Here is a 25,884-nt window from a genome sequence, read left to right as displayed (position 1 = left end):
TATACCGGGGCGGTACCGTCCGCCAGCTATACCATTACCGACGGGCAGGCGACGTCCTCGGCCACCCTGAGCTTCAGCCCGATCAATACCCCGCCGGTAGCCAATGATGACACGGCAACCGCGCAGGAAAACACCGCGGTTAAAGGCAATGTGCTGACCAATGACACCGATAAGGACGGCGACCCCCTGACGGTGACGCAGTTCACAGTGGACGGGCAGACGGTGGCTGCGGGACAGACCGCCACGATCAGCGGCGTCGGTACCCTGACCATCGGCAGTGACGGGGCGTACACCTTTACCCCGGTGACCGGTTATACCGGCGCGGTACCGTCCGCCAGCTATACCATTACCGACGGGCAGGCGACGTCCTCAGCCACCCTGAGCTTCAGTCCGATCAATACCCCGCCGGTAGCCAATGATGACACGGCAACCGCACAGGAAAACACCGCGGTTAAAGGTAATGTGCTGACCAACGACACCGATAAGGACGGCGACCCCCTGACGGTGACGCAGTTTACGGTGAACGGTCAGACGGTGGCTGCGGGCCAGACCGCCACAATCAGCGGCGTCGGCACCCTGACCATTGGCAGTCATGGGCATTACATCTTCACGCCGCTGACCGGTTATACCGGGGCGGTACCGTCGGCGACCTATACTATTACCGACGGGCAGGCGACATCCTCGGCCACCCTGAGCTTCAGTCCGATCAATACCCCGCCGGTGGCAACCGATGATATCGCATACCCTGAAAAAAATACTGCGGCCAGCGGCAATGTGCTGACCAACGACACGGATAAGGACGGTGACACCCTGACGGTGACGCAGTTCACGGTTGACGGGCAGGTAGTGAGCGCAGGACAGACCGCCACCCTCAGCGGCGTCGGCACCCTGACCATCGGCAGTAATGGTGATTACACCTTTACCCCGCTGACCGGCTATACCGGGGCGGTACCGGCAGCGACCTATACCATCACCGATGGCCAGGCGACGGCAACTGCGGTTCTGCACTTTACCGATATTGCGACAGGTTCAAATACGTCGCCGGTAGCTGAAGATGATCATGCGGTCACGAAAGCGGATACGGCAGTCAGCGGAAATGTACTGGATAATGACACGGATAAGGACGGTGACACTCTGACGGTGACCGGGTTCTCGGTGGACGGTCATACGCTGAAAGCCGGTGAAACCGCGACGCTCAGCGGTGTCGGCACCCTGACCATTAGCAGTAACGGGGCATATACCTTCACCCCGGTAACCGGTTACACCGGCCCGGTGCCGTCCGCGACTTATACCATTACCGACGGGCAGGCCACTGCATCTGCAACACTGAGCTTCAGCGCAATTAATACGCCACCGGTGGCGATAGCGGACCATGCAGTGACCGATGGCGACACGCCAGTGAGCGGCAATGTGCTGAGCAATGACACCGACAAAGACGGTGACACCCTGACGGTGACGCAGTTCACGGTCGACGGGCAGACACTGACTGCGGGGCAGACCGCGACCCTCAGCGGTGTCGGCACCCTGACCATCGGTAGTCATGGTCATTACACCTTCACGCCGGTAAGCGGCTACACCGGGGCGATCCCGACGGCGACTTATACCATTACCGACGGGCAGGCCACTGCATCTGCAACACTGAGCTTCAGTGCGATCAATACGCCGCCTGTGGCGACGGATGATATTGCGCACCCGGAAAAAAATAGTGCAGTGACCGGCAATGTACTGAGCAACGACACAGATAAAAACGGCGACAGTCTGACAGTGACAGGATTTACTGTCGACGGTCAGACGCTGACGGCCGGCGAGAGCGCGACCCTTACCGGTGTCGGCGTGCTCACGATCAATGCGAACGGTGCTTATACATTTACTCCGGAAATCGGGTATGCGGGAGCCGTCCCGGCCGCGACCTACACTATCACTAATGGACAAGGTAGCGCGTCGGCAACCCTGAGCTTTACCAACATCATTGATAATGCGCCTGACGCCGTTGATGATCATGCGACGGTACAAAAAAATACCACTCTGAGTGGTAATGCGTTGGGTAACGATAGTGATAAAGATGGTGATGCGTTAATGATCACTGACTTTACAGTTAACAATCAGACGTTTAAGGCTGGTGAGACTGCGACCATCAGCGGTGTAGGTACGCTGACTTTCAGCGCCGGCGGGCAATATATATTCACGCCAGTGAAAGGCTATGTGGGTCCGGTACCGGCAGCGACCTACACGGTATCAGATGGCCAGCTAACGTCACAGGCAACCGTTTATTTCAGTGATATTAAGAATACAGCGCCGACAGCGGTAAATGACCACGCGACCACAGTTGAAAATACCCCGGTCAGTGGCAATGTACTCAGCAATGACACGGATAAAGACGGTGACAGCCTGACAGTGACACAGTTTACTGTTGCAGGGCAGACGGTGACCGCGGGACAAACCGCCACGATCAGTGGTGTGGGTACCCTGACCATCGGCAGTGACGGGGCGTACACCTTTACGCCGGTGAGCGGTTATACCGGCCCGGTGCCGTCCGCGACTTATACCATCACCGACGGGCAGGCGACGTCCTCGGCAATACTAAGCTTTAGCTCGATCAACACCCCGCCGGTGGCCAATAATGACAGTGCGGTGGCGAAAGAAAACACCGCGGTCAGCGGCAATGTATTGAGCAACGACACGGATAAGGATGGTGACAGCCTGACGGTGACGCAGTTCACTGTGGACGGCCAGACGGTGACCGCAGGACAGACCGCCACGATCAGCGGTGTCGGCACCCTGACCATCAGCAGTGACGGGACGTACACCTTCACCCCGCTGACCGGTTATACCGGGGCGGTGCCATCTGCGACCTATACCATCACCGACGGGCAGGCGACGTCCTCGGCGACGCTGAGCTTCAGTGCGATCAACTCGCCGCCGGTTGCGGAAAATGATACCGCGACCCCGGAGAAAAATAGTACAACGACAGGGAATGTACTGACCAACGACAGCGATAAAGATCACGATACGCTGACTGTCACGAATTTCACGGTGGACGGGCAGACGGCGACCGCGGGACAGACCGCCACGATCAGTGGCGTGGGCACCCTGACCATTGGTAGTGATGGTGCTTATAGCTTTACGCCAGTGACCGGTTACACCGGGCCGGTACCGTCAGCCACTTATACAATAACCGACGGGCAGGCGACAGCGTCCGCGACACTGAGTTTCAGTAATATCGTCAATACGCCGCCGTCGCCTCAGGATGACACCATCAGCGTGCAGGAAAATACGCCTGCGACGGGTAATGTGCTGAGTAATGATTCTGATAAAGATGGTGATACGCTGACGGTGACACAGTTCACTATCGATGGTCAGACTCTGAAAGCCGGCGAAACGGCGACACTGGACGGCGTGGGTACCCTGACTATCGGCAGTGATGGTGCCTATACCTTTACCCCGGCCACCGGTTATACCGGAGCTGTGCCGTCAGCAACTTACACCGTTACCGATGGCCAGGCAGAGGCAACGGCTACGCTGACTATTCAGGATATTACTCAAACGTATACCAATACACCGCCGGTGGCCAATGATGACAGTGCGGTGGCGAAAGAAAATACCGCGGTGAGCGGCAATGTGCTGAGCAATGACACGGATACAGACGGTGACACCCTGACGGTGACGCAGTTCACGGTGGACGGACAGACGCTGGCCGCGGGACAGACTGCGACCCTAAGCGGTGTCGGCACCCTGACCATCGGCAGTGACGGGACTTATACCTTCACACCCGTCACCGGCTATACCGGTGCTGTGCCTTCTGCCAGCTATACGATCACCGACGGGCAGGCGACAGCCTCCGCGACATTGAGTTTCAGTGCCATCAATACACCGCCGGTAGCCAATAATGACACGGCAACCGCGAAAGAAAACACGGCGGTCAGTGGTAATGTGCTGAGTAATGACACCGACAAAGACGGTGATACTCTGACGGTGACCGGATTCACCGTGGACGGGCAGACACTGACAGCAGGCGAGACCGCCACCCTCAGCGGTGTGGGTACCCTGACGATTAGCAGCGATGGGGCATATACCTTTACGCCGGTCACCGGCTATACCGGACCGGTGCCGTCAGCCACCTATACCATTACCGACGGCCAGGCAACGGCCTCGGCGGTATTAAGCTTTACGGCTATTAATACGCCACCGGTGGCTGTTAACGATTATGTCACGGTGGATAAGGATTCACCGGTCAGTGGTAATGTGCTGAGCAATGATACGGATAAAGACGGTGATACGCTGAGTGTGACGCAGTTCTCTGTGGACGGTCAGACATTGAAAGCGGGGGAGACCGCAACACTCAGCGGTGTGGGTACCCTGACCATTAGCAGCGACGGTGCGTATACCTTTACGCCGGTCAGTGGCTACGTTGGAGCGATACCTGCAGCGACTTATACCATATCTGATGGTCAGTCGACGGCAGAAGCCTCAGTGATCTTTGATCATGCGCCGGCCATTGAAATTACGCAGTCCACAGAAGTGACTTACACCCCCGGGACTGATATCAGTGGTTTTAACTCATCATCCTGGCAAAACAACTGGACCAGCGCCGGCTGGAAAGGTGTGTGGCCGAGCTATGACAGTACTAATCACCTGGTGAATCTGAGCGCGGATGGGGGGTCATATACCGGCACGATGAATGCTACGACGACATTCAACACGAATGATGTCCTGGATCTGACGGTTGGCTGGAATAATGGCTGGTCAGGGACGGACGATGGTAGCTCTGCCGTGCTTTCATTCTCCTATGGAACGCAGACCTTATTTTCGATTACCACACCAGGTAAGTCGACCACGGGAACAACGCCCGGAACAGAGTATGCCGATGCGGAGAAATATGCCTATATCACGCTCTCTGAGGGGATAGAAGTCTCACTGGATGGCGGGAAAACCTGGCTGGATGGCTCGACGGCGATCCCGTTTGAAACCTGGCGTTTGTATCAGAAAGATCAAACGGTCACCGACAGTGATCTCTCCCATATTCTGGTGAAAGGGATGCAGACAGGAGTCAGTGATCATCTGGTCCTGAACTGGGATGCCCCCGGCACCCCTGCGGATGACTTTCAGATTTCCGGAGTCAGTGTTTCTCAGGTGACCGAAACGACTTCTGACAGTGATAGCCATACCCTGACTTATGATCCTTCCACGTCTTCAGGTACGGATAGCACTAGTTCACAACTGGCGGTATTGCCTAATATCAGTGTCAGCGACAGTGACGGAGATGACACTATTCAGTCTGCCACGATAACGTTGTCCGGAAAAAGTGGTGACCAGCTGTGGATTAATGGAATGGACGCGACGACTCACACAGCAGGCAAAGCGTCTTATTCACTGACGTCGGATGGCGATGGTACTCTGACATTAACCCTCAAGGCAGGAACCAGTGGATCATTAAGCAGCAGTGACTGGAATAGTTTACTGGAGGGTCTGCGCTTCGGTACGACGGGTGATTCAGGGACCCGGCAGTTAACGGTGACGGTGAATGATGGGCAGTTAGACAGTAATACCGAAACCGTTGACATCAATGTGACGGGCTCTGCGTCGTCGGGCGATCTGCCGGGTTACAGTGCGGACACGCAGACGACCACGACAGATGCTTTGCTGAGTACCTATTCTCTGGAAAATGTCAGTGATCTGGCGTCGGCGTCAGATACATCGTCTACGACAGAGACGTTACCGGCCTTGCAGTCTCTGTTAAGTACCGGTTCGACAACCACGTCATCGACCGGGACGTCAGCATCTTCCACGACAGGTTCATCGTCGTCGGCAACCGACAGCCTGCATACGACCAGTGAAACATCGTCTGCATTGCTGGCCAAAGAGGATGAATTATCCTCGAATAATAATACGGTTTAATTTTCAGCCGCCCCCTCCGGTGTTATGCCGGAGGGGATATTGACGACTCTGGTGAGTCGTTCAGAGACAGTTGAACATGTCGTTTGATGCAGGTTAGTGAATACTCTCAAGATGAGTAACAGTATGAATAGTAAATCAGATCCGGAATATACGGACGAGCCTTCCCAAAAATCTCAGTCGCAACTGATCGATGGATGGGTCGATGCGCTGGAGTATGTTTCAATCCATTTTCAGTTGAGTGTTTCCCCTGAAAACCTGAGAGTGAAAGCTCGCTGGATAACGGGCCTCTATGATGAAAAAGAACTCAGGAAACTGGCTCAGCATAGTGGCTTAAAAATGCGGTTTATTGAGCCAGATCTGACCGTCATTAATAGCTGGCGTTTACCTGTAGTACTTGAATTGACCGATGGGCAGGTCGCTGTCATTACAGGGGTCAAATCGGACCAGATGACACTGATATTCAGTGGTGATCAGGGGACTGAAACCGTTACTGAAATAGGTGCCTTACAGGCTTCAGTCAGGCGTCTTGCCATCCTGCGGCCTATGGATATCCCTGCCGATGCACGGATAGACAGTTATCTGGAGCCGGTTAAGAAACACTGGATCAGAGATATTGTATTTTCGGATAAAAAATCCTACGGCTACATTTTCCTGGCATCGATTATTACCAACCTGATGGCGTTGGGAGGGGTACTCTTCTCAATGCAGGTCTACGACCGGGTGATCCCGGCGCAGTCAGAGCCTACGCTGTATGTCTTATTTGGCGGTGTATTGTTATCGATAGTGTTTGCGTGGGTCATGCGCAGCGCAAGGACCAGGATCACCGATTTATTAGGGAAGAAAGCAGACCTCAGGATTTCAGACCGTGTTTTTGACCATGCCCTCCGTATCCGAAGCAGTGCCCGTCCCCAGTCGACCGGTGCATTTATCTCCCAATTAAAAGAGCTTGAATCCGTCAGAGACATGATGACGTCGACCACCATTGCTGCGGTCGCCGATCTTCCATTCTTTATTCTCTTCTCTCTGGTGTTCTGGTCAATTGCCGGGTGGCTGGTGGTGGTTCCTTTATTAGCTTTTGTTGCGCTGCTGCTGCCTGGCATCTTATTACAACCCAAGCTTCGGGAACTGGTACGTGCCGGCATGAGAGAATCTTCATTACGCAATGCGATGCTGGTAGAGACGGTACAAGGAATGGAGGATATAAAAATTCTTCAGGCTGAGCCGCGCTTTCTGAATAAATGGAATTATTATAATGCGGTCAATGCCGATGCAGGGCTGAAGCTTAGGGATTTACTCAGCAAATTAAACAACTGGATCCAGACCGTACAGGGCAGTACGTTTGCCGTTGTGGTGTTCTTAGGTGCTCCCCATGTCATCTCCGGTCAGATGACGACCGGTGTACTGGTTGCCGGTTCGATATTATCCAGCAGAATGTTAGCGCCGTTGTCGGGCATTGCCCAGTTACTGAATCGCTGGCAACAGGCAAAAATGGGCAGTGCGGCATTGGATAAACTGATGAAGATGCCGATAGATAACCCGGAGAACTCGACCAGGGTCAGCCGTCCGTCTCTGAGTGGTAACTATGAAATTCGTGAAGCGATCTTCGGTTATCTTCCGGAGAGTCCGGTATTAAATGTCGCTAAGCTGGATATCCGGCAGGGCGAACGAATTGCCCTTTTAGGGCGAAATGGTGCAGGGAAATCAACATTACTGCAGGTCCTGGCGGGGTTAATCGAACCTTTCTCAGGAAAAGTGATCCTGGATGGGGTGACTTTGTCACATCTCGACCCGGCGGATGTTCGTCGTGATGTGAGTTTTCTGACACAAAATGCCCGATTATTTTATGGAACGATCCGTGAAAACCTTTTACTGGGCTACCCTCAGGGCACCGATGCTGAACTGATTGCGGCATTAAAAGCCGCCGGTGCGTGGGAGTTTATTTCCCATTTACAGGATGGCTGGGATCACGTCGTGGCAGAAGGGGGAGGGGGATTATCGGGAGGCCAGAAGCAATCACTGTTATTGGCCCGTTTATTGCTCCGTAACCCCTCAACATTGTTACTGGATGAGCCGACAGCCTCACTGGATGAGATCGCAGAAAAGAAAGTGATGCAGCAGTTAAAAGCGATGTCCGGTAGCAGTACATTGATTATTGCAACTCATCGTCCGGCGGTATTGCAGATAGTAGACAGAATTCTTGTGATTGATAACGGAAAAATAGTGCTGGATGGACCCCGGGATCAGGTTCTTAGCCGGTTAAGCGGTACGCCCACGTCTGCAGCAGGGGAGAAAAAATGAAATTATTCCGTTTTCGCTCTGTAGCAGAAGAAACATCGGATGACGCTTTTTCTGAAGTATCGGCGACCTCATCAGTCCGTATGATTATCACTATTACGTTGTTCCTGTTACTTTTTTTTATCTGGGCCTGGTTTTGTAAGGTCGATGAAGTCTCTAATGGCCCCGGGCAGGTGATCCCTACGCTCAGGGATCAGAAAATTCAATCCCGCGATGGCGGCGTATTAACGGATCTCTATGTTCATGAAGGAGAAATTGTTGATAAGGGCAGCATTCTTGCGCAATTAGATCCTACACAAGGTGAATCTTCCCTTGAAGAGTCAGCCGCCCGCTACAGGGCTGCATTAGCTGCCGGTGCGCGTTTACGGGCCGAAGCGACCGGGGCCGATCATCCGGTTTTTCCTGCAGAGTTAAATGAATACCCGCAATTGATACAGTCCGAAACAGCGCTGTTTAATGCCAGACGTAAGAATCTGGCGGATACTCTGTCGTCACTGAATAACTCGCTGAGTTATCTGACTAAACAAATCAATATTACCCGTTCTTTATTGAACAGCGGCGCCGCCAGTCAGGTAGATTTACTGAAAGAAGAACGCGACCGTGCTGATTTGCAGCTCAGAATATCGGATGCTCAGACCGGTTATCAGGTGAAAACGCAGGAAGAACTCGCGAAAGCGGATGCCGAGGTCAGAGCGCTTCAACCGGTGGTTGCCGGGCGTCAGGCCAGCGTGAATAAACTGACATTACGTGCACCTGTGCGCGGAATCATTAAATCTCTGGATGTCACGACTATCGGCGGCGTTATCCCACCCAATGGCACGTTGATGAGTATGGTGCCTCTTGATGATCAGCTTCTGGTGGAGGCCAGAATTTCTCCCAGAGATATTGCCTTTATTCGCCCGGGACTGGAAGCAAAAGTCAAAGTCACTGCCTATGACTATTCGATTTATGGCGGGTTAAAGGGGAAAGTAGTGACCATCTCTCCGGATACCATTCGTGACGAAGTGAAACCTGAAAATATCTATTATCGGGTATTTGTTCTGACGGATTCCGATGCTTTAGTGAATGCAAAAGGGAAACATTTCCCGATTGTTCCCGGTATGGTGACTTCAACGGATATTAAAACGGGAAGCAGAACCATTTGGGACTACCTGACAAAACCGCTGAATAAAGTGAATGAAGCTCTGCATGAGCGCTAATCTGACGATACCAGGAAGATAATAATGAAAAACGTTATGCGACTACCCGCAGGAGCCCTGTGCTTCTCATTCGGACTACTTTTAAGCGGATGTGCGAACCTCTGGCATGATAACCCTGTTGATAACCGCTCTAACCCGGATCACTACAGTTATCATGATGTCAGTAAACGCCCCACCCGGCTGGATGAAAAATTTGTTCGTCAGGGAACTCAGCAGCAATTATCAGCGGTCGGTGCTATCCGGCCGGAGATGACCCGTGAGCAAGTCACCGCTTTATTAGGTAAACCCCTTTATCAGGACGATAGTGGGACACAGTGGGAATATGATATTAACCTGCAGTTACCGCAGTCAGAAAATCATATTATCTGCCAGTACAAAGTGATTTTTGACAGTATCACTCAGCGTGTGAAAACCGGGGTATGGCGTCGTCAGCAATGTCTGGATCTGGCGAAAAACGTTGCCTCAACAAAAGAAACTGCACCGCCATCCAAAAATACGCTATTCGCAGGCGCCCGTTAAATGCCATCGCCAGCCGGAGCTTAATTCGCTCCGGCCGCGACAGAAAAGGCCTGTTTTTTCGGACGGGTTGATTTCTGTCACGCAAATTTACCGCCTCTGGCGTACAATCTTCAGCATAATTCACTGTAGCTTATTGAGGTTAATATGTCGCAATCCGATGTTTTCCATCTGGGGCTGACGAAAGCCGATCTTCAGGGCTCCACATTAGCGATTGTGCCCGGCGATCCTGAACGCGTCAGAAAAATTGCTGAACTGATGGACGAGCCCCGTCAGCTGGCGTCCCACCGTGAATTCACCAGCTGGCTGGCCTTTATCGGGGGCAAACCGGTGGTAGTCTGCTCCACGGGGATTGGCGGGCCTTCCACCTCTATTGCCGTAGAAGAGCTTGCTCAGCTGGGGGTCCGCACCTTTCTGCGCGTCGGAACCACCGGGGCCATCCAGCCTGGCATTAACGTCGGTGATGTCCTGGTGACCACGGCTTCAGTACGACTGGATGGTGCCAGTCTCCACTTTGCACCGCTGGAATATCCGGCCGTGGCGGACTTCACCTGTACGACAGCACTGGTCAATGCGGCCCATGAGTCCGGCGCCACCACCCATATCGGAGTGACTGCATCTTCCGATACCTTCTACCCGGGCCAGGAACGGTACGACACCTATTCCGGCAGAGTCGTGAAGGCTTTCCGTGGTTCTATGGAAGAGTGGCAGTCGATGGGTGTGCTGAACTATGAGATGGAATCGGCCACTCTGCTCACCATGTGTGCCAGTCAGGGATTACGTGCCGGCATGGTTGCCGGAGTTATCGTTAACCGGACACAAAAAGAGATCCCGGATAGCGCCACCATGAAACAGACAGAGAGCCAGGCCGTGAGCATTGTCGTCAGGGCCGCCAAAGCCTTACTCTGACCTCTCCTTTACAGCATCTGCCGGGGTTCTCCGGCAGATGTCTCTGGTCGCAGAACAGAAATATCTGGACATCTATACAGTGCCACTCTACCTTTTCTCTGTGAGTCTGAATAACGGGGACGCGGGTGGATACGCAGCTTATCATTTCAATCGCCTTACTGGCCGGAGGCTTAGGCCTGGGCTGGTTAGTCGCGGGATTACGAACAGGTCACCAGCTGGCCGCCAATGATGCCGAATTACGTGTGCGTCAGGAAACGATGGCGCAGCTGTATCAGGACCTGGCTACAGAACAACAACGTCTGCAGGCAAAAGACCAGGAGTTACGACAGGTCTATAGCACACTGAGTGCCCGGCAGGAGCAACTGAACCAGCTGGCTTACTGGCGGGAGCAAAGTGAGCAACTGGCCCTTGAAGTTCGCCATCAGTCAGAAATCAACCGCGTTCAGGAAGCCGAGCTTCGTGAAGCGACGACCCGGTTAGAAGATACCCGGCTGGCGGCAGAGGAAAAGCAGCGGTTACTGCTCAACAGTGAGCAGCGGCTGGCCGCGCAGTTTGAAAACCTGGCGGGGCGGATTTTCGAAAACAGCGGCCGCCGGTTTGATGAACAAAACCGCCAGAGTCTGCAGGGATTACTGACCCCGTTGCGTGAACAGCTGGATGGGTTTCGCCGTCAAATCAACGAAAGTTTCAGTCATGAAGCCCGTGAGCGGCATACGCTTACACATGAAATCCGTCAGTTACAAAAACTCAATAGCGAAATGGCGAAGGAAGCCGTTAACCTGACTCGTGCCCTGAAAGGGGATAACAAAATTCAGGGTAACTGGGGGGAAGTGGTCCTCGGCCGTGTACTGGAAGCCTCCGGTCTGCGGGAAGGTCATGAATACGAAACCCAGGTCAGCATTCAGCGCAGTGACGGACGTTATCAGCCGGATGTGATTGTGCATCTTCCGCAGAAAAAAGATGTCGTGATCGATGCCAAAATGACGCTGGTAGCCTATGAGCGTTACTTTAATGCCGACGATGAGACGGTGCGTGAGCTGGCCTTGCAGGAGCATCTGACCGCGGTACGACAGCATATCCGGTTACTCAGCCGTAAGGACTATCAGCAGTTGCCCGGTGTGCGTTCGCTGGATTATGTACTGATGTTTATTCCCGTCGAACCGGCCTTTCTGCTGGCGATTGACCGGCAGCCTGAACTGATCAGCGAAGCCCTGCAGCAAAATATTATGCTGGTCAGTCCGACCACGTTGCTGGTGGCACTGCGTACCATCAGTAATCTCTGGCGTTATGAACACCAGAGCCAGAATGCCCAGCATATTGCGGAAAAAGCGGGGCGGCTGTACGACAAAATGCGATTATTTGTCGATGATATGCAAAGCCTGGGAGCGCATCTTGATAAGGCCCGTGACAGTTATCAGCAATCGATGAAGAAGCTCTCGGAAGGGCGGGGTAATCTGGTCGCGCGGACGGAAGCATTCCGTCATCTGGGCGTGGAAATACGCCGGCCGATCAATCCTAAAGTCACCGAAAAAGCGCTCTCTTTCGATGCCGGGACGCAGGAAACCGACGGTGATAATGAAACCTCACTGGTCGGCCCGGAGAATACGTGGGACAATGAAGAAAATCCCCGGGGAGTTTCTGAATAGTGGCGCCGTAAGGTGCCCGGCCTTCGGGACTCTGATACACTTCAGACAGTATTGATCACAGAACAGGTAATACCGATGGCAGATGAATCTCAGGAAACAACACATTTTGGTTTTCAGACCGTAGCTAAAAATGAAAAGGCTGAAAAAGTTGCTGACGTGTTCCATTCCGTGGCAGCAAAATATGACCTGATGAACGATTTGATGTCGATGGGCATCCATCGTATCTGGAAGCGTTTTACCATTGATTGCAGTGGCGTACGTCGCGGTCAGCGCGTGCTGGATCTGGCCGGGGGCACGGGTGATCTGACTGCAAAATTTTCCCGTCTGGTCGGTGAAACCGGTCAGGTTGTACTGGCAGACATCAACAGCTCCATGCTGAAAATGGGCCGGGAGAAACTGCGTAATAAAGGCGTTTCCGGCAATGTCAGTTATGTGCAGGCGAATGCAGAAGCGCTGCCTTTCCCTGACAACTATTTCGATTGCATCACCATCTCTTTTGGCCTGCGCAACGTGACCGAAAAAGAGAAGGCACTGGCCTCCATGTTCCGTGTCCTGAAGCCGGGTGGCCGCCTGCTGATCCTTGAGTTTTCCAAACCCCTGCTTGAGCCATTAAGCAAAGCCTACGATGCTTATTCATTCCACCTGTTACCGCGTATTGGCCAGATCGTGGCTGGCGATGCAGACAGCTACCGCTATCTTGCAGAATCTATCCGTATGCATCCGGATCAGGAAACCCTGAAGGGCATGATGAATGATGTCGGTTTCGAAAATACCTCTTATTACAATATGACCGGAGGTATCGTTGCCCTTCATCGCGGATATAAATTCTGATGTCGATGGCGATGAACCCCATGCTGTTACTGGCGGCAAGCGCTGAGAGCGCACTGAACCGACTCCTTTATCAGGACCGGGGCATGAAAGCGGCACGCCAGCGGCTGAAAGGCAAAGTGCTGACGCTGAAATTCAGTGAATTACCGAAACCGCTGGTACTGGTATTCAGTGAACATCAGCTGGATGTGCTGACCGACTGGCAGGATGAAAGTGACTGTACGGTCTCTCTGGCATTCTCGGTCGTACCGGAATTACGGGACCGTCAGAATCTGACGGCCCTGATTAAGCAGGAGCGGCTGGATGTGCAGGGCGATTTGCAGGTCATTCAGCAGTTTTCTGCATTGCTCGATATGGCAGAACTGGATCCCGCGGAATATCTCGCTCCTCTGGTGGGGGATGTGGCTGCGCAGGGGATCAGCCGGGCAGGTCAGCGTGTTTTCTCTTTCCTGCGTAAAGAGATCACCGGTAAACAGCAGCAACTGGGGGAACTACTGACTCAGGAGTGGCAGGCTGCGCCCGGTGCCCTTGAAGTTGCCTGGTTTTGTGAAGAAACTCAGGCTCTGGACAAAAAGCTGGCCCTGCTGGAAGCGCGGCTGGCTCAACGGGAGAAGAAATGACGGTTGGAGAGATTCGGCGACTCTATTTCATTATTCGTGTCTTTTTGTCCTATGGCCTGGATGAACTTATCCCGAAGACACGCCTGACTTTACTGCTACGTTTCTGGCGCCGCTGTGTTTTCTGGATCCCGAATCGTCATCCTGATGAACTGCTGGGTGTGCGCTTACGACTGGCGCTGGAACAACTCGGCCCGGTCTGGATCAAGCTCGGACAGATGTTGTCGACCCGCCGGGATCTCTTTCCGCCGGAAATTGCGGACCAGCTGGCGGCACTGCAGGATAAAGTCCCGCCTTTTGACGGCGCTAAGGCCAAAGCTCAAATCGAAAAATCTCTCGGCGGTCCGGTCGAACAGTGGTTCGATGATTTTGATATCAAACCCCTGGCATCCGCCTCTATCGCCCAGGTACATACGGCCACGCTGAAAGAAAATGGTCAGGACGTGGTGATTAAGGTGATCCGCCCCGATATTCTGCCGGTGATTAAAGCCGATATGCGGCTGATTTACCGTCTGGCACGCTGGGTGCCGCGTCTGCTTCCCGATGGCAGGCGTCTGCGTCCGGTCGAAGTGGTCAGGGATTATGAAAAGACCCTGATTGATGAACTGAACCTGCTGCGTGAAGCGGCAAATGCGATTCAGCTGCGTCGTAATTTCGAAGACAATAACATGCTCTATGTGCCGTTCATCTATTCAGACTATTGCAGCGAGACGATGCTGGTCATGGAACGGATTTACGGGATTCCTATCTCGGACACGAATACTCTGCGGGCGCATGGCGTAAATATGCAACTGCTGGCCGAACGCGGAGTACAGGTCTTCTTTACCCAGGTCTTCCGCGACAGTTTCTTCCATGCAGATATGCACCCGGGGAATATCTTTGTCAGCTATGAGCACCCTGAAGACCCGCAATATATCGGTATCGACTGCGGTATTGTCGGTTCACTGAACAAAGAGGACAAACGGTATCTGGCGGAAAACTTTATCGCATTTTTTAATCGTGATTATCGTCGGGTCGCCGAACTGCACGTAGATTCCGGCTGGGTACCGCCGGACACCAATGTGGAAGATTTTGAGTTTTCCATCCGTACGGTGTGTGAACCTATTTTTGAAAAGCCGTTAGCCGAAATTTCTTTCGGGCATGTATTACTGAATCTGTTTAATACCGCGCGGCGTTTCAATATGGAAGTGCAGCCTCAGCTGGTATTACTGCAGAAAACGCTGCTGTATGTGGAAGGGATAGGTCGTCAGCTTTACCCACAGCTGGACTTATGGAAAACCGCGAAGCCTTTCCTGGAAGAGTGGATTAAGGATCAGATAGGCTTACCGGCGATCTGGCGCGCAGTGAAGTCGAAAGCCCCCTCCTGGGCGGAAAAGCTTCCTGAGCTTCCTGAACTCTTTTATGACGGAATGCGCCATCATAAGTTACTGAAACATAGCGTAGATAAACTGGTCTTTGATATGAAAGAGCAGCGGACACGCCACGGTCAGGCCAGATATTTGCTGGGTATGGGAACGGTCTTTCTTATCTGTGGTACGGCTCTGGCTATTGGCCGTCCGCAATGGGAGTTAGCTTCAGGATTTCTAATTGTTGCAGGTGTGTTAACATGGATTGTCGGCTGGCGAAAAACAAACTGATTGTCAGTCTCATCCTAAACGGGTTAATGTCGTAAGACTGAACTATTTTCATCAGATCCCCTGTAGCGGGTCACGAAATTCAGGAGTTAACATGGGCGGTATTAGTATCGGGCACTTACTCGTTGTTGCAGTGATTGTGGTGCTGTTGTTCGGAACCAATAAGTTACGTCATCTTGGCTCAGATTTAGGGTCTTCCATCAAAGGCTTTAAAAAAGCGATGAAAGATGACGACAAGAAAGAGCAGGATGCCGATTTCTCTGCGAAATCCATTACTGATAACCCGCAGACTTCTTCTCAGAAAGAAGAGGCCCGGAAACACAACGACCAGGTATAAACCGTGTTCGATATTGGCTTTAGTGAACTTTTACTGGTGTTCGTGATAGGTCTGATTGTTCTCGGGCCTCAGCGTTTACCCGTGGCGGTTAAAACCGTCGTCGGCTGGATCCGCGCAATGCGTTCTCTGGCCGCAAATGTACAGAATGAACTGGCTCAGGAACTCAAGCTGCAGGAATTGCAGGATAGCCTTAAAAAAGTCGAAGAAGCCGGAAAAGGAACGCTCTCCCCTGAACTGAAGGAGTCTATGGAAGAACTGCGCAAAACGGCAGACTCCATGAAGCGTACTTACCGCGAAGCGACCGATTTAGAGCATGCTGACGATGTGGCGAATGCTAAAGCCACGGCGGCCGCATCCCCTGCGGTGACTCCGCAAGAGACGGTCTCTGAGACGGTACCTTTCGCGACCGAACGACAGAAGGGGCAGTCTGTCTCTTCTCCGGCAGCCGAAAGCTCATCGCCTGCGCAACAGCCTGATCCTTCAGTGGTTCACGCGCCGGCGACGCCGGTGGCAGCGACCCCCGGGCAGGCAACGACGTCATCCGGCAGCATCCCTCCGGCCTCAGAGTCCGGAAAGAGCCCTGCCTCACCGGTAAGCGAAGAACGATAACCATGGATGTACAAGATACTCAGCCGCTGATAAGCCATCTGATTGAGCTACGTAAACGCCTGCTTTACTGTATTTCATCGGTACTGGTGATATTTTTAGTTCTGGTCTATTTCTCTAACGATATTTATCAGTTAGTGGCCGCACCGCTCATCAAACAGATGCCGGTGGGTGCGAGCATGATAGCCACCGATGTTGCATCACCGTTTTTTACGCCGATAAAACTGACGATCATTGTCTCCATCTTTCTGGCCGTCCCGGTGATCCTTTACCAGCTTTGGGCCTTTATCGCGCCAGCGCTGTATCGGCACGAAAGAAAACTGATTATGCCCTTGCTGTTTTCCAGTTCTCTGCTGTTTTATATCGGTGTGGCTTTCGCTTACTTTATCGTGTTCCCGTTAGCCTTTGGCTTTTTTGCTAAAACGGTACCGCATGGCGTCCAGATAGCGACCGACATCAGTAATTACCTGGATTTCGTGATGGCCCTGTTTCTGGCCTTTGGTGTGGCTTTTGAAGTGCCGGTGGCTATCGTCTTATTATGCTGGACCGGTATCACTTCTCCGGAGGATTTACGTAAAAAACGGCCCTATATGCTGGTCGGAGCCTTCGTGGTCGGTATGCTTTTAACCCCTCCGGATGTTTTTTCCCAAACTTTGCTCGCTATTCCGATGTACTGCCTGTTTGAAGTCGGCGTATTCTTCTCACGTTACTATGTAGGGAAAGGACGTTGGGATAAGGATAATGATCAGGATACAGAGTCCTGAGATCCCGAACTCAGGTTCCCGTCATGATGGGAAATGTTCACCAAAACCACCCGGCCAGGGTGGTTTAGCTTTTGGGAAATAACATGTTTGATATTGGGGTTAACCTCACCAGCACGCAATTTGCGAAAGACCGTAAACAGGTGGTGACCCGTGCACGCGAAGCCGGCGTCACCGGAATGTTAATCACCGGAACCAACGCGCTGGAGAGTCAGCAGGCGTTGTCGCTGGCCAGACAACATAGCGGTTATTGCTGGTCTACGGCCGGTGTTCATCCGCACCATGCCAGTGAGTGGTCACAGGAAACCGCAGGCACACTACGCAGGCTGGCAAGTCAGCCGGAAGTGGTGGCTATCGGCGAATGCGGTCTCGACTTCAATCGTAACCTTTCCGATCATAATCAGCAGGAATATGCCTTTGAAGCTCAGCTGAGCTTAGCGGCAGAATTGCAGCTCCCGGTTTTTCTGCATTGCCGTGAAGCACATCAGCGTTTTATCGCTATTCTCCGTCCGTGGCTGGATAAACTGCCTGCGTCAGTCGTGCACTGTTTTACCGGTAGCGGGCAGGAACTGCAGGAATGTCTGGATGCCGGGTTATCGGTGGGGATCACCGGCTGGGTCTGTGATGAACGTCGTGGTCTGGATCTGAGGGCACTATTACCGATGATTCCGGCAGCGCGTTTACTGCTGGAAACGGACGCTCCGTATTTGCTACCGAGAGACATGCACCCCCGTCCGCCTTCCCGGCGTAATGAACCCTGCTTCCTGCCACACATTGTCAGCCAGGTTGCAGGATGGCGTAATGAGGATGCCACGGAACTGGCAAGCCAGGTTAACCGGAATGCCAGACAGTTGTTTGGTCTTAACTGATCAGGTTTTGCGGAACTGACGATTATCGACACTGCGGCTCACCTGCTTATTGAGCAGGTTGAGCAGTAAGACAGAACGGGTTTCGCCTTCCGGCTCCGCAAAAATGGCCCGTAATCCTTCAAATGTCCCTGCGGTAATTTCCACCTCATCTCCCTGCTGAGGCAGGGAAGAGATGACGCTGCTCTGGAAATCCTGTTGCGCCAGACTCTCGATAACCTTTTGCGGTACCGTCGCAGGCAGGGCGCCGAAGCGGACAAAATGACTGACACCGCGGGTGGCGCTGATAGTTGTGGTATGAATAACCTCCGGGGAAAACCGGACAAACAGGTAATTCGGGAAAAGTGGCTCACTCACGGTCGCGGCTTTTCCGCGGAGGGTTTTTTCCACGGTAACCATCGGACTCAGGCAGCTGACGCCCTGACGCTCAAGATGTTCCTGCGCCCGCAACAACTGACCACGCTTGCAAAATAGTAGATACCAGGATTCCATAACTGCTCCCTATAAACAGCCGCAGAGGATAGCAAAACTCTCCCGTGAGGCATAGTTCACAGCATCTGATTCCGCCCCCGGACGCCCCGGTGGGGGGCTGATGATTCTGTTCACCCGCACAGAGAATAGAAATCATAAAAGTATCGCAGCCACCGACGTAAGACAGGTTTATGGCAGCAGACAGGCCGCAGCACATAATAAATCCCGGCATCTTGCAACAATCCCCCCTATAATGGCCAGATTAACTCCGGCAATAAAGTAAAAACCTCATGAAATATCAGGACTTAAGAGACTTCCTGCGACAACTTGAGCAGCGTGGTGAATTAAAACGTATTAGTTATCCGATTGATCCGTTTTTAGAGATGACGGAAATCGCTGACCGTACACTCCGGGCCGGAGGGCCGGCATTGTTGTTTGAAAACCCGAAAGGGTACGACATGCCTGTACTCTGTAATCTGTTTGGTTCCTCTAAACGGGTTGCCCTGGGGATGGGTCAGGAAGAAGTCAGTGCGCTGCGCGATGTCGGAGAGTTACTTGCTTTCCTGAAAGAACCCACACCGCCGAAAGGCTTCCGTGATCTGTTCGAACAGATGCCGCGCTTCAAACAAGTGCTGAATATGCCGACAAAGCGCCTGCGAAGTGCCCCCTGCCAGGATGTGGTTCAGCAGGGAGAGGAGGTCGATTTATCCGCCATCCCGGTCATGACATGCTGGCCGGAAGATGCTGCCCCCCTCATCACCTGGGGCCTGACGGTTACCCGCGGCCCTCACAAAGAACGGCAGAACCTCGGTATTTACCGTATGCAAGTGATTGGTAAAAACCGGGTCATTATGCGCTGGCTTTCTCACCGCGGCGGTGCGCTGGATTTCCAGGAGTGGTGCAAAGAACATCCCGGTGAGCGGTTCCCTGTCTCTGTGGCGCTCGGTGCCGATCCGGCCACCATCCTGGGGGCGGTTACTCCTGTGCCTGACAGTCTTTCTGAGTATGCTTTTGCCGGCCTGTTACGGGGCACCAAAACCGAAGTGGTTAAATGCCTGTCGAATGATCTCGAAGTGCCTGCCACCGCAGAAATTATCCTGGAAGGTTACATTGAGCCCGGTGATATGGCTCCGGAAGGTCCGTACGGTGACCATACCGGATATTATAATGAAGTGGATGATTTCCCGGTGTTTACCATTACGCACATAACAAGGCGGCGTGATGCTATCTATCATTCGACCTACACCGGCCGGCCACCGGATGAACCGGCGGCCCTGGGTGTCGCGCTCAATGAAGTTCTGGTGCCGATATTAATTAAGCAGTTTCCTGAAATCGTCGATTTTTATCTGCCTCCGGAAGGGTGTTCCTACCGTCTGGCGGTGGTGACCATGAAGAAACAATATGCCGGGCATGCAAAACGCGTTATGTTTGGGGTCTGGTCGTTCCTGCGCCAGTTTATGTATACCAAGTTCGTGATCGTTTGCGATGATGACGTAAACGCACGGGACTGGAATGATGTCATCTGGGCGATTACCACACGCATGGATCCCGCCAGGGATACCGTGATTGTCGATAATACGCCGATCGATTATCTGGATTTTGCATCTCCGGTGTCCGGACTGGGTTCCAAAATGGGGCTGGATGCAACGAATAAATGGCCAGGTGAAACAGACCGTGAATGGGGCCGTCCTATCGTTAAAGATCCCAAAATCACGGCGCGGATTGACGAAATCTGGGATGAGCTGGCTATCTTTGGCCCTCAGTCCTCCCGTTAACCGACGACCATTGTCTTTTATCCGATGACCCGACAGAGGGAACGAATGACAACATTAAGCTGTAAAGTTATTTCCGTAGAGAGCATTACCGACACGGTTTATCGGGTCCGGTTAGTACCGGAGACTGAGTTTAGCTTTCGTGCCGGTCAGTATCTGATGGTGGTGATGGACGAGAATGATAAACGTCCTTTTTCGCTGGCATCGACCCCGATGGAAAAAGATATTATTGAACTGCATATCGGCGCTTCAGAGCTGAACCTGTATGCGATGGCTGTCATGGAAAAAATTCGTGACCAGCGGACCATTACGGTCGATATGCCTCACGGTAACGCCGCGCTGCGTGAGGACAGTGATCGTCCGATGATCCTGATCGCCGGGGGCACCGGTTTTTCTTATGCGCGATCTATCCTGCTGACCGCGTTGTCAGAAAACCCGGACCGTGAAATCGCCATTTACTGGGGCGGGCGGGAGCCGCATCATCTGTATGATCTTGAAGAGCTGAATGCCCTGGCGGTTCGTCATCCGAATCTGACGGTCGTACCGGTCGTGGAGCAGCCCGATGCGGACTGGCAGGGCAGAACCGGCACCGTACTGCCTGCGGTTATCCAGGATCATTCGACGCTGAAACCCTACGATATTTATATCGCCGGACGTTTTGAAATGGCAAAAGTGGCCAGAGAACGTTTTTGTGCTGAACGTGAAGCCGTCAGCAGTCAGATTTATGGCGATGCATTTGCCTTTATCTGATCTCCACCGCTCCACCGGGGCGTGATGGTGATCGTCACGCCTCTGCACACCTTGATGCCGGTAATATCCTTGTCGCTATCTGCTCACTGAACCGGTTTACCCATACCCGGATTTCCGCCTGCCATCAGCTTCAGCGGTGCAGACCGTGTTTATTCTTTTGTCCCTGAACCCTGGTCCGGATGCCCATCTCCCCGGGCATGTGTGGTGACAGGGATATTTTGCTGTTTATCTGCCTTACTTCTGAGAGGCGCGCGCCGGCAGGCTGCCTTCCGCGGACATTAATGACCGGCTGTGGCTCACTGAAGTCCATCCCGGGCAAAATGGCGGATCCGGTCGCCGGAACGGTAAAAACGGAATACTGTCCGGACAGTGGCGGGTGCGTTATTCACGGTCAGGCATCCCCCGGCGGTATATCTTCCGAAAGGACATACGCTATCCCGCAATGCTGAAAAAGTGCAGACCGGGTAATCACCGGATAGCGGCCGGGGGATATCAGGTTTTTACGTCACCGGAAGGCGTGCCGCGGAGGCGGGGACGCCATCCCGGGGCGAGCTGTGATAAAATGCGCCAAAATGCTGATACCAACGAGGGTAGAGATGAACTCACTGAATGAATTATATAAAACACACCTGGCGACACTACAGCATCGTGCCCGACAGGTACTTGCCGCGAATCACCTGGATGCCTTATTGATCCATTCCGGCGAATTACTGAGTGTCTTCCTTGATGATCATCACTATCCTTTTAAAACCAATGCACATTTTAAAGCCTGGGTGCCGGTCACTCAGACCCCGAATTGCTGGTTATGGGTCGACGGGGTCAGCAAGCCACGGTTGTGGTTCTATTCTCCGGTCGATTACTGGCATAAAACCGATGCATTACCGGAAAGTTTCTGGACCGATGAGATAGACATTATCGCATTAAGGGACAGTCACACTATCGGGCAGCAGTTGCCGGCAGACAGACAGAACGTGGCTTATATCGGGCCGGTCGCAGAGCGTGCAGGACAGTTAGGGATTGCAGAGACAAACGTTAATCCGCAGCCGGTACTGGATTATCTCCATTTTCATCGCAGCTTTAAAACCGATTATGAACTCTGGTGTATGCGCGAAGCTCAGAAAATCGCTGTTGCCGGTCACCGTGCGGCGAAAGAGGCATTTTTTGCCGGGCAGAGTGAATTTGAAATTAATGCCGCATATCTGCTGGCCACAGGGCAGCGGGATACCGATGTTCCTTACGGCAATATTGTTGCATTAAACGGAAATGCGGCCATTCTGCATTACACGCGGCTGGAAAAAGAAGCACCACAGCAGCCACACAGTTTTCTGCTCGATGCCGGTGCAGAGTTTAACGGTTATGCGGCCGATCTGACCCGCACATATGCGTGGGATAAAAACTCACTGTTTGCCGGGCTGGTCAGCGCGGTGGATAAGCATGAACAGGAGTTGATCGGTACGTTGCGGGCAGGTGAGAGCTATGTCGGCTATCATCTGCAGATGAATCAGCGTATTGCCAGCATATTGCGTGAGTTCGGCATTGTGACCGGACTGAGTGAAGACGCGCTGGTCAGTGAGAATATTACTCAGGTCTTTATGCCGCATGGCGTCGGTCATCCCTTAGGGCTGCAGGTACATGATGTGGCCGGCTTTATGCAGGATGATAAAGGTACGCATCAGGCCCCTCCGGCACAGTACCCATGGCTGCGTTGCACCCGTACGCTGAGCGCCGGTATGGTGCTGACCATTGAACCGGGACTCTACTTTATCGAATCGCTATTATCCCCGTGGCGGGAAGGCCGCTATAGTAAGCACTTCAACTGGGAGCTTATTGACCAGCTGAAAGCCTGTGGCGGCATACGTATTGAAGATAACGTGATCATCACCGGCGAAGGGGTTGAGAATATGACCCGTGATCTGAACCTGGCCTGATGGACGCCTATGATATTCCGGCTGCGGATGTCTGCATCACGGAAGAAACCATAAAGAAAAGCCGCTTTATTACTTATCTGGCTCATACTGAAGGCAGTGAAGCTGCACGCTCCTTCGTTCAGCAGATAAGAGATAACCATCCCGATGCCCGGCACCATTGCTGGGCCTGGGTGGCCGGTGCTCCCGATGATTCACAGCAGCTGGGTTTTTCGGATGACGGTGAGCCTTCCGGCACCGCGGGAAAACCCATGCTGGCCCAACTGATGGGGAGCGGGATCGGTGAGGTCACCTGTGTGGTGGTTCGCTATTATGGCGGCATCATGCTGGGGACCGGCGGGCTGGTAAAAGCCTATGGCGGAGGGGTCCGTCAGGGATTACAGGCACTTTCCCGGCGCAGGAAAGTGCCGATGCAGCCATTCACTCTGCGTTGTGATTACGGGCAACTGACAGAGATAGAACGCATGGTTGAACGCTATTCCGGCAAGATTACGCACAGTGAGTATCAGGCCGATGTGGCATTATGCCTGGCATTACCGTACGGCAGCGTCGGTGACTTTGAACAACATCTCTCGGACTTCAGCCGCGGTGCGCTGACGCTTCAGCGGGCAGAATAACCACCTTTATTGAGTTAAGGACAGGCATAATGCATTTTCGTGCCATTACCCGTATTGTGGGTTTATTAATTATTATTTTCTCCGTCACCATGATTGTGCCGGGGCTGGTTGCGCTGATTTATCGGGATGGCGCCGGCAGGGCATTCAGCCAGACGTTTCTTCTGGCGCTGGTGATTGGGTCTCTGCTCTGGTGGCCTAACCGCAAACAGAAAAGTGAATTGAAGCCCCGCGAAGGTTTTCTGATTGTGGTGCTGTTCTGGACCGTACTGGGCAGTGTCGGGGCTATGCCGTTTATTTTCGCCGAGCAACCCCACCTTTCAGTGACTGATGCCTTCTTCGAATCCTTTTCCGGGCTAACCACCACCGGTGCGACGACCCTGGTGGGGCTGGATTCATTACCGAAAGCGATACTCTTTTACCGGCAGATGCTGCAGTGGCTCGGGGGCATGGGGATCATTGTCCTGGCGGTGGCTATTCTGCCTATCCTGGGTGTCGGAGGCATGCAGCTCTATCGTGCTGAGATGCCGGGCCCGCTGAAAGACCATAAGATGCGCCCGAGGATCGCGGAAACAGCGAAAACGCTCTGGCTTATCTATGTCCTGCTGACGGTAGCCTGCGCACTGGCTCTGTGGCTTGCCGGTATGCCGCTGTTTGATGCCATCGGACACAGTTTCTCGACCATCGCCATTGGCGGTTTTTCGACGCACGATGCCAGTATCGGCTTTTACCACAGCTCAACCATTAACAGCATTATTGCGATTTTCCTGCTGATCTCCGGCTGTAATTACGGGCTCCATTTTTCGTTACTGAGTGGCCGCAGTCTGAAAGGGTACTGGCGCGATCCTGAATTCCGGGTCTTTATCGGGGTACAGTTAACGCTGGTGGTGATTGCGACACTGATCCTTTTATTGCATCACACCTATGGCAGCGTATTGCAGACGGTCAATCAGGCTTTCTTCCAGGTTGTCTCCATGGCAACAACCGCCGGCTTTACCACAGACAGTATTTCTCACTGGCCTTCCTTCCTGCCAATCCTGTTACTTTGCTCTGCGTTTATCGGGGGCTGTGCAGGGTCGACCGGGGGCGGACTGAAAGTGATCCGCATTTTGTTACTCTGCAAGCAGGGGTCGAGGGAACTGAAACGTCTGGTACACCCGAATGCGGTGTATACCATCAAGCTTGGGGAGCGTGCGCTGCCGGAACGAATTCTGGAAGCTGTCTGGGGATTCTTCTCTGCATATGCACTGGTTTTCCTGATCAGTATGCTGGCTATCATTGCTACCGGTGTTGATAATTTCTCTGCCTTTGCGGCAGTCGCGGCAACACTGAATAATCTGGGGCCGGGACTGGGAGTGGTGGCTGATAACTTTGCTTCAATGAATGATACGGCGAAATGGATCCTTATCTCGACCATGCTGTTTGGTCGTCTGGAAGTCTTTACACTATTAGTTCTGTTCACCCCGACCTTCTGGCGGGAATGAGTGATGATTAAAGGATAAGAAAGAATGAAGATGCTGATTTTGTTTTCCAGCCGGGATGGACAGACGCGGAAAATTGCGGATTTTGTGGCGAACGAAGCCGGTGAGATTAAAGTCTGCGATGTGGTGGATATCGGCTCAGCTTCCGGAGTTGACTGGCAGGCGTATGATCGGGTGCTGATCGCGGCATCTATTCGTTACGGACATTATGCGCCGGAGGTGAATCGCTTTATCGCCGGCCACTTACCTTTATTGCAGTCCAGGGCCAGTGGATTTATTTCGGTGAATCTGACCGCCCGCAAAGCGGATAAGAATACCCCGGAGACAAATGTCTATACACGGAAGTTTCTGGAGCAGTCACCCTGGACACCGGATCGTTGTCTGGTGGCGGCAGGTGCACTACGTTACCCACGTTATGGCTGGTTAGATAAACAAATGATCCGTTTGATCATGAAGATGACCGGGGGGGAAACGGATACGTCGAAAGAGTATGAGTACACGGACTGGGAGCAACTGGCGGAGTTTGCCCGGGAATTCGTGCAAATAACCGACAAATCGCTCTATAAATAACGCCTTTGGCGGAAAAATCGACACTCAGAAATTTATTTGAAATAAACCCTTGTCAGGAAAAATTATCTCCCTATAATGCGCTCCCACTGACACGGCAAAGCGCGATGCGCAGCGACGTGACAGGGACTGAAGTGATTCGGTCCGGGAGAAAAAATCACGAAATAGTGGTTGACTCCTGAGGTGAAAAGCGTA

The 25,884-nt window shown here is 52.9% G+C and carries 20 protein-coding genes; 19 read left to right on the top strand and 1 reads right to left on the bottom strand.

The features are described from left to right. The 13 genes from JK223_RS16480 to tatD form a co-directional block, all read left to right on the top strand. A partial coding sequence (locus tag JK223_RS16480) for an S-layer family protein (RefSeq protein WP_212715229.1) occupies positions 1-5,895 on the top strand: 5,895 nt, incomplete at its 5' end. Positions 5,896-6,018: 123 nt separating this feature from the next. Then, a complete protein-coding gene (locus tag JK223_RS16475) occupies positions 6,019-8,193 on the top strand; it encodes a type I secretion system permease/ATPase (RefSeq protein WP_212715228.1) in 2,175 nt (724 codons plus the stop codon). Continuing rightward, positions 8,190-9,389, top strand: coding sequence for an HlyD family efflux transporter periplasmic adaptor subunit (locus JK223_RS16470; protein WP_212715227.1), 1,200 nt, complete (start codon positions 8,190-8,192; stop codon positions 9,387-9,389). The genes JK223_RS16475 and JK223_RS16470 overlap by 4 nt, the downstream gene beginning before the upstream one ends. 24 nt (positions 9,390-9,413) lie before the next feature. After that, positions 9,414-9,908 (top strand): outer membrane protein assembly factor BamE, encoded by a 495-nt coding sequence (gene bamE / locus JK223_RS16465; RefSeq protein WP_212715226.1) that lies wholly within the window; start codon positions 9,414-9,416, stop codon positions 9,906-9,908. 144 nt (positions 9,909-10,052) lie between these two features. Beyond that, positions 10,053-10,814: a uridine phosphorylase gene (gene udp / locus JK223_RS16460; RefSeq protein WP_212715225.1), complete on the top strand. Its 762-nt coding sequence runs from the start codon at positions 10,053-10,055 to the stop codon at positions 10,812-10,814. A 125-nt stretch (positions 10,815-10,939) separates the two neighbouring features. Further along, the gene (gene rmuC / locus JK223_RS16455) at positions 10,940-12,460 is read left to right on the top strand and encodes a DNA recombination protein RmuC (protein WP_212715224.1); all 1,521 of its coding nucleotides are present in this window, start codon (positions 10,940-10,942) and stop codon (positions 12,458-12,460) included. A 75-nt stretch (positions 12,461-12,535) separates the two neighbouring features. Further along, complete coding sequence (gene ubiE / locus JK223_RS16450) at positions 12,536-13,291, top strand: bifunctional demethylmenaquinone methyltransferase/2-methoxy-6-polyprenyl-1,4-benzoquinol methylase UbiE (RefSeq protein WP_212715223.1); 756 nt, start codon at positions 12,536-12,538, stop codon at positions 13,289-13,291. Between the two features lie 5 nt (positions 13,292-13,296). Continuing rightward, positions 13,297-13,908: an SCP2 domain-containing protein gene (locus tag JK223_RS16445; protein WP_371813179.1), complete on the top strand. Its 612-nt coding sequence runs from the start codon at positions 13,297-13,299 to the stop codon at positions 13,906-13,908. Beyond that, a complete protein-coding gene (gene ubiB, locus JK223_RS16440; RefSeq protein WP_212715222.1) occupies positions 13,905-15,542 on the top strand; it encodes a ubiquinone biosynthesis regulatory protein kinase UbiB in 1,638 nt (545 codons plus the stop codon). The genes JK223_RS16445 and ubiB overlap by 4 nt, the downstream gene beginning before the upstream one ends. A gap of 91 nt (positions 15,543-15,633) precedes the next feature. After that, a complete protein-coding gene (gene tatA / locus JK223_RS16435) occupies positions 15,634-15,876 on the top strand; it encodes a Sec-independent protein translocase subunit TatA (RefSeq protein ID WP_212715221.1) in 243 nt (80 codons plus the stop codon). 3 nt (positions 15,877-15,879) lie between these two features. Continuing rightward, positions 15,880-16,485 (top strand): Sec-independent protein translocase protein TatB, encoded by a 606-nt coding sequence (tatB, locus tag JK223_RS16430; protein WP_212715220.1) that lies wholly within the window; start codon positions 15,880-15,882, stop codon positions 16,483-16,485. Positions 16,486-16,487: 2 nt separating this feature from the next. After that, positions 16,488-17,246 carry a Sec-independent protein translocase subunit TatC gene (gene tatC / locus JK223_RS16425; RefSeq protein WP_212715219.1) on the top strand — a complete coding sequence of 253 codons (759 nt, stop codon included), beginning with the start codon at positions 16,488-16,490 and terminating at the stop codon, positions 17,244-17,246. Between the two features lie 83 nt (positions 17,247-17,329). Next, positions 17,330-18,112, top strand: coding sequence for a 3'-5' ssDNA/RNA exonuclease TatD (gene tatD / locus JK223_RS16420; protein WP_212715218.1), 783 nt, complete (start codon positions 17,330-17,332; stop codon positions 18,110-18,112). Here tatD and rfaH read toward each other — a convergent pair whose 3' ends face one another. After that, on the bottom strand, positions 18,113-18,601 hold the full coding sequence (gene rfaH, locus JK223_RS16415) for a transcription/translation regulatory transformer protein RfaH (RefSeq protein ID WP_212715217.1): 489 nt from the start codon (positions 18,599-18,601) through the stop codon (positions 18,113-18,115). A gap of 269 nt (positions 18,602-18,870) precedes the next feature. On the opposite strand from rfaH, the gene ubiD reads away from it, so the two are divergent. The 6 genes from ubiD (at position 18,871) to hemG (ending at position 25,692) form a co-directional block, all read left to right on the top strand. Beyond that, the gene (gene ubiD, locus JK223_RS16410) at positions 18,871-20,355 is read left to right on the top strand and encodes a 4-hydroxy-3-polyprenylbenzoate decarboxylase (RefSeq protein WP_212715216.1); all 1,485 of its coding nucleotides are present in this window, start codon (positions 18,871-18,873) and stop codon (positions 20,353-20,355) included. 45 nt (positions 20,356-20,400) lie between these two features. Continuing rightward, positions 20,401-21,102 (top strand): NAD(P)H-flavin reductase, encoded by a 702-nt coding sequence (fre, locus tag JK223_RS16405; RefSeq protein ID WP_212715215.1) that lies wholly within the window; start codon positions 20,401-20,403, stop codon positions 21,100-21,102. Positions 21,103-21,698: 596 nt separating this feature from the next. Continuing rightward, complete coding sequence (gene pepQ / locus JK223_RS16400) at positions 21,699-23,030, top strand: Xaa-Pro dipeptidase (protein ID WP_212715230.1); 1,332 nt, start codon at positions 21,699-21,701, stop codon at positions 23,028-23,030. Then, a complete protein-coding gene (locus JK223_RS16395; protein ID WP_212715214.1) occupies positions 23,030-23,644 on the top strand; it encodes an IMPACT family protein in 615 nt (204 codons plus the stop codon). The genes pepQ and JK223_RS16395 overlap by 1 nt, the downstream gene beginning before the upstream one ends. Positions 23,645-23,673: 29 nt before the next feature. Continuing rightward, complete coding sequence (gene trkH, locus JK223_RS16390; RefSeq protein WP_212715213.1) at positions 23,674-25,125, top strand: Trk system potassium transporter TrkH; 1,452 nt, start codon at positions 23,674-23,676, stop codon at positions 25,123-25,125. A gap of 24 nt (positions 25,126-25,149) precedes the next feature. Beyond that, positions 25,150-25,692, top strand: coding sequence for a menaquinone-dependent protoporphyrinogen IX dehydrogenase (hemG, locus tag JK223_RS16385; RefSeq protein ID WP_212715212.1), 543 nt, complete (start codon positions 25,150-25,152; stop codon positions 25,690-25,692). Positions 25,693-25,884: the final 192 nt, after the last annotated feature.

The organism is Tatumella sp. JGM118 (genome assembly GCF_018257515.1).
In the GTDB taxonomy this organism is placed as follows: Bacteria; Pseudomonadota; Gammaproteobacteria; order Enterobacterales; family Enterobacteriaceae; genus Tatumella; species Tatumella terrea.
The sequence above is the reverse complement of the archived record's forward strand: the minus strand, read 5'-3'. Positions and strand labels throughout refer to the sequence as shown.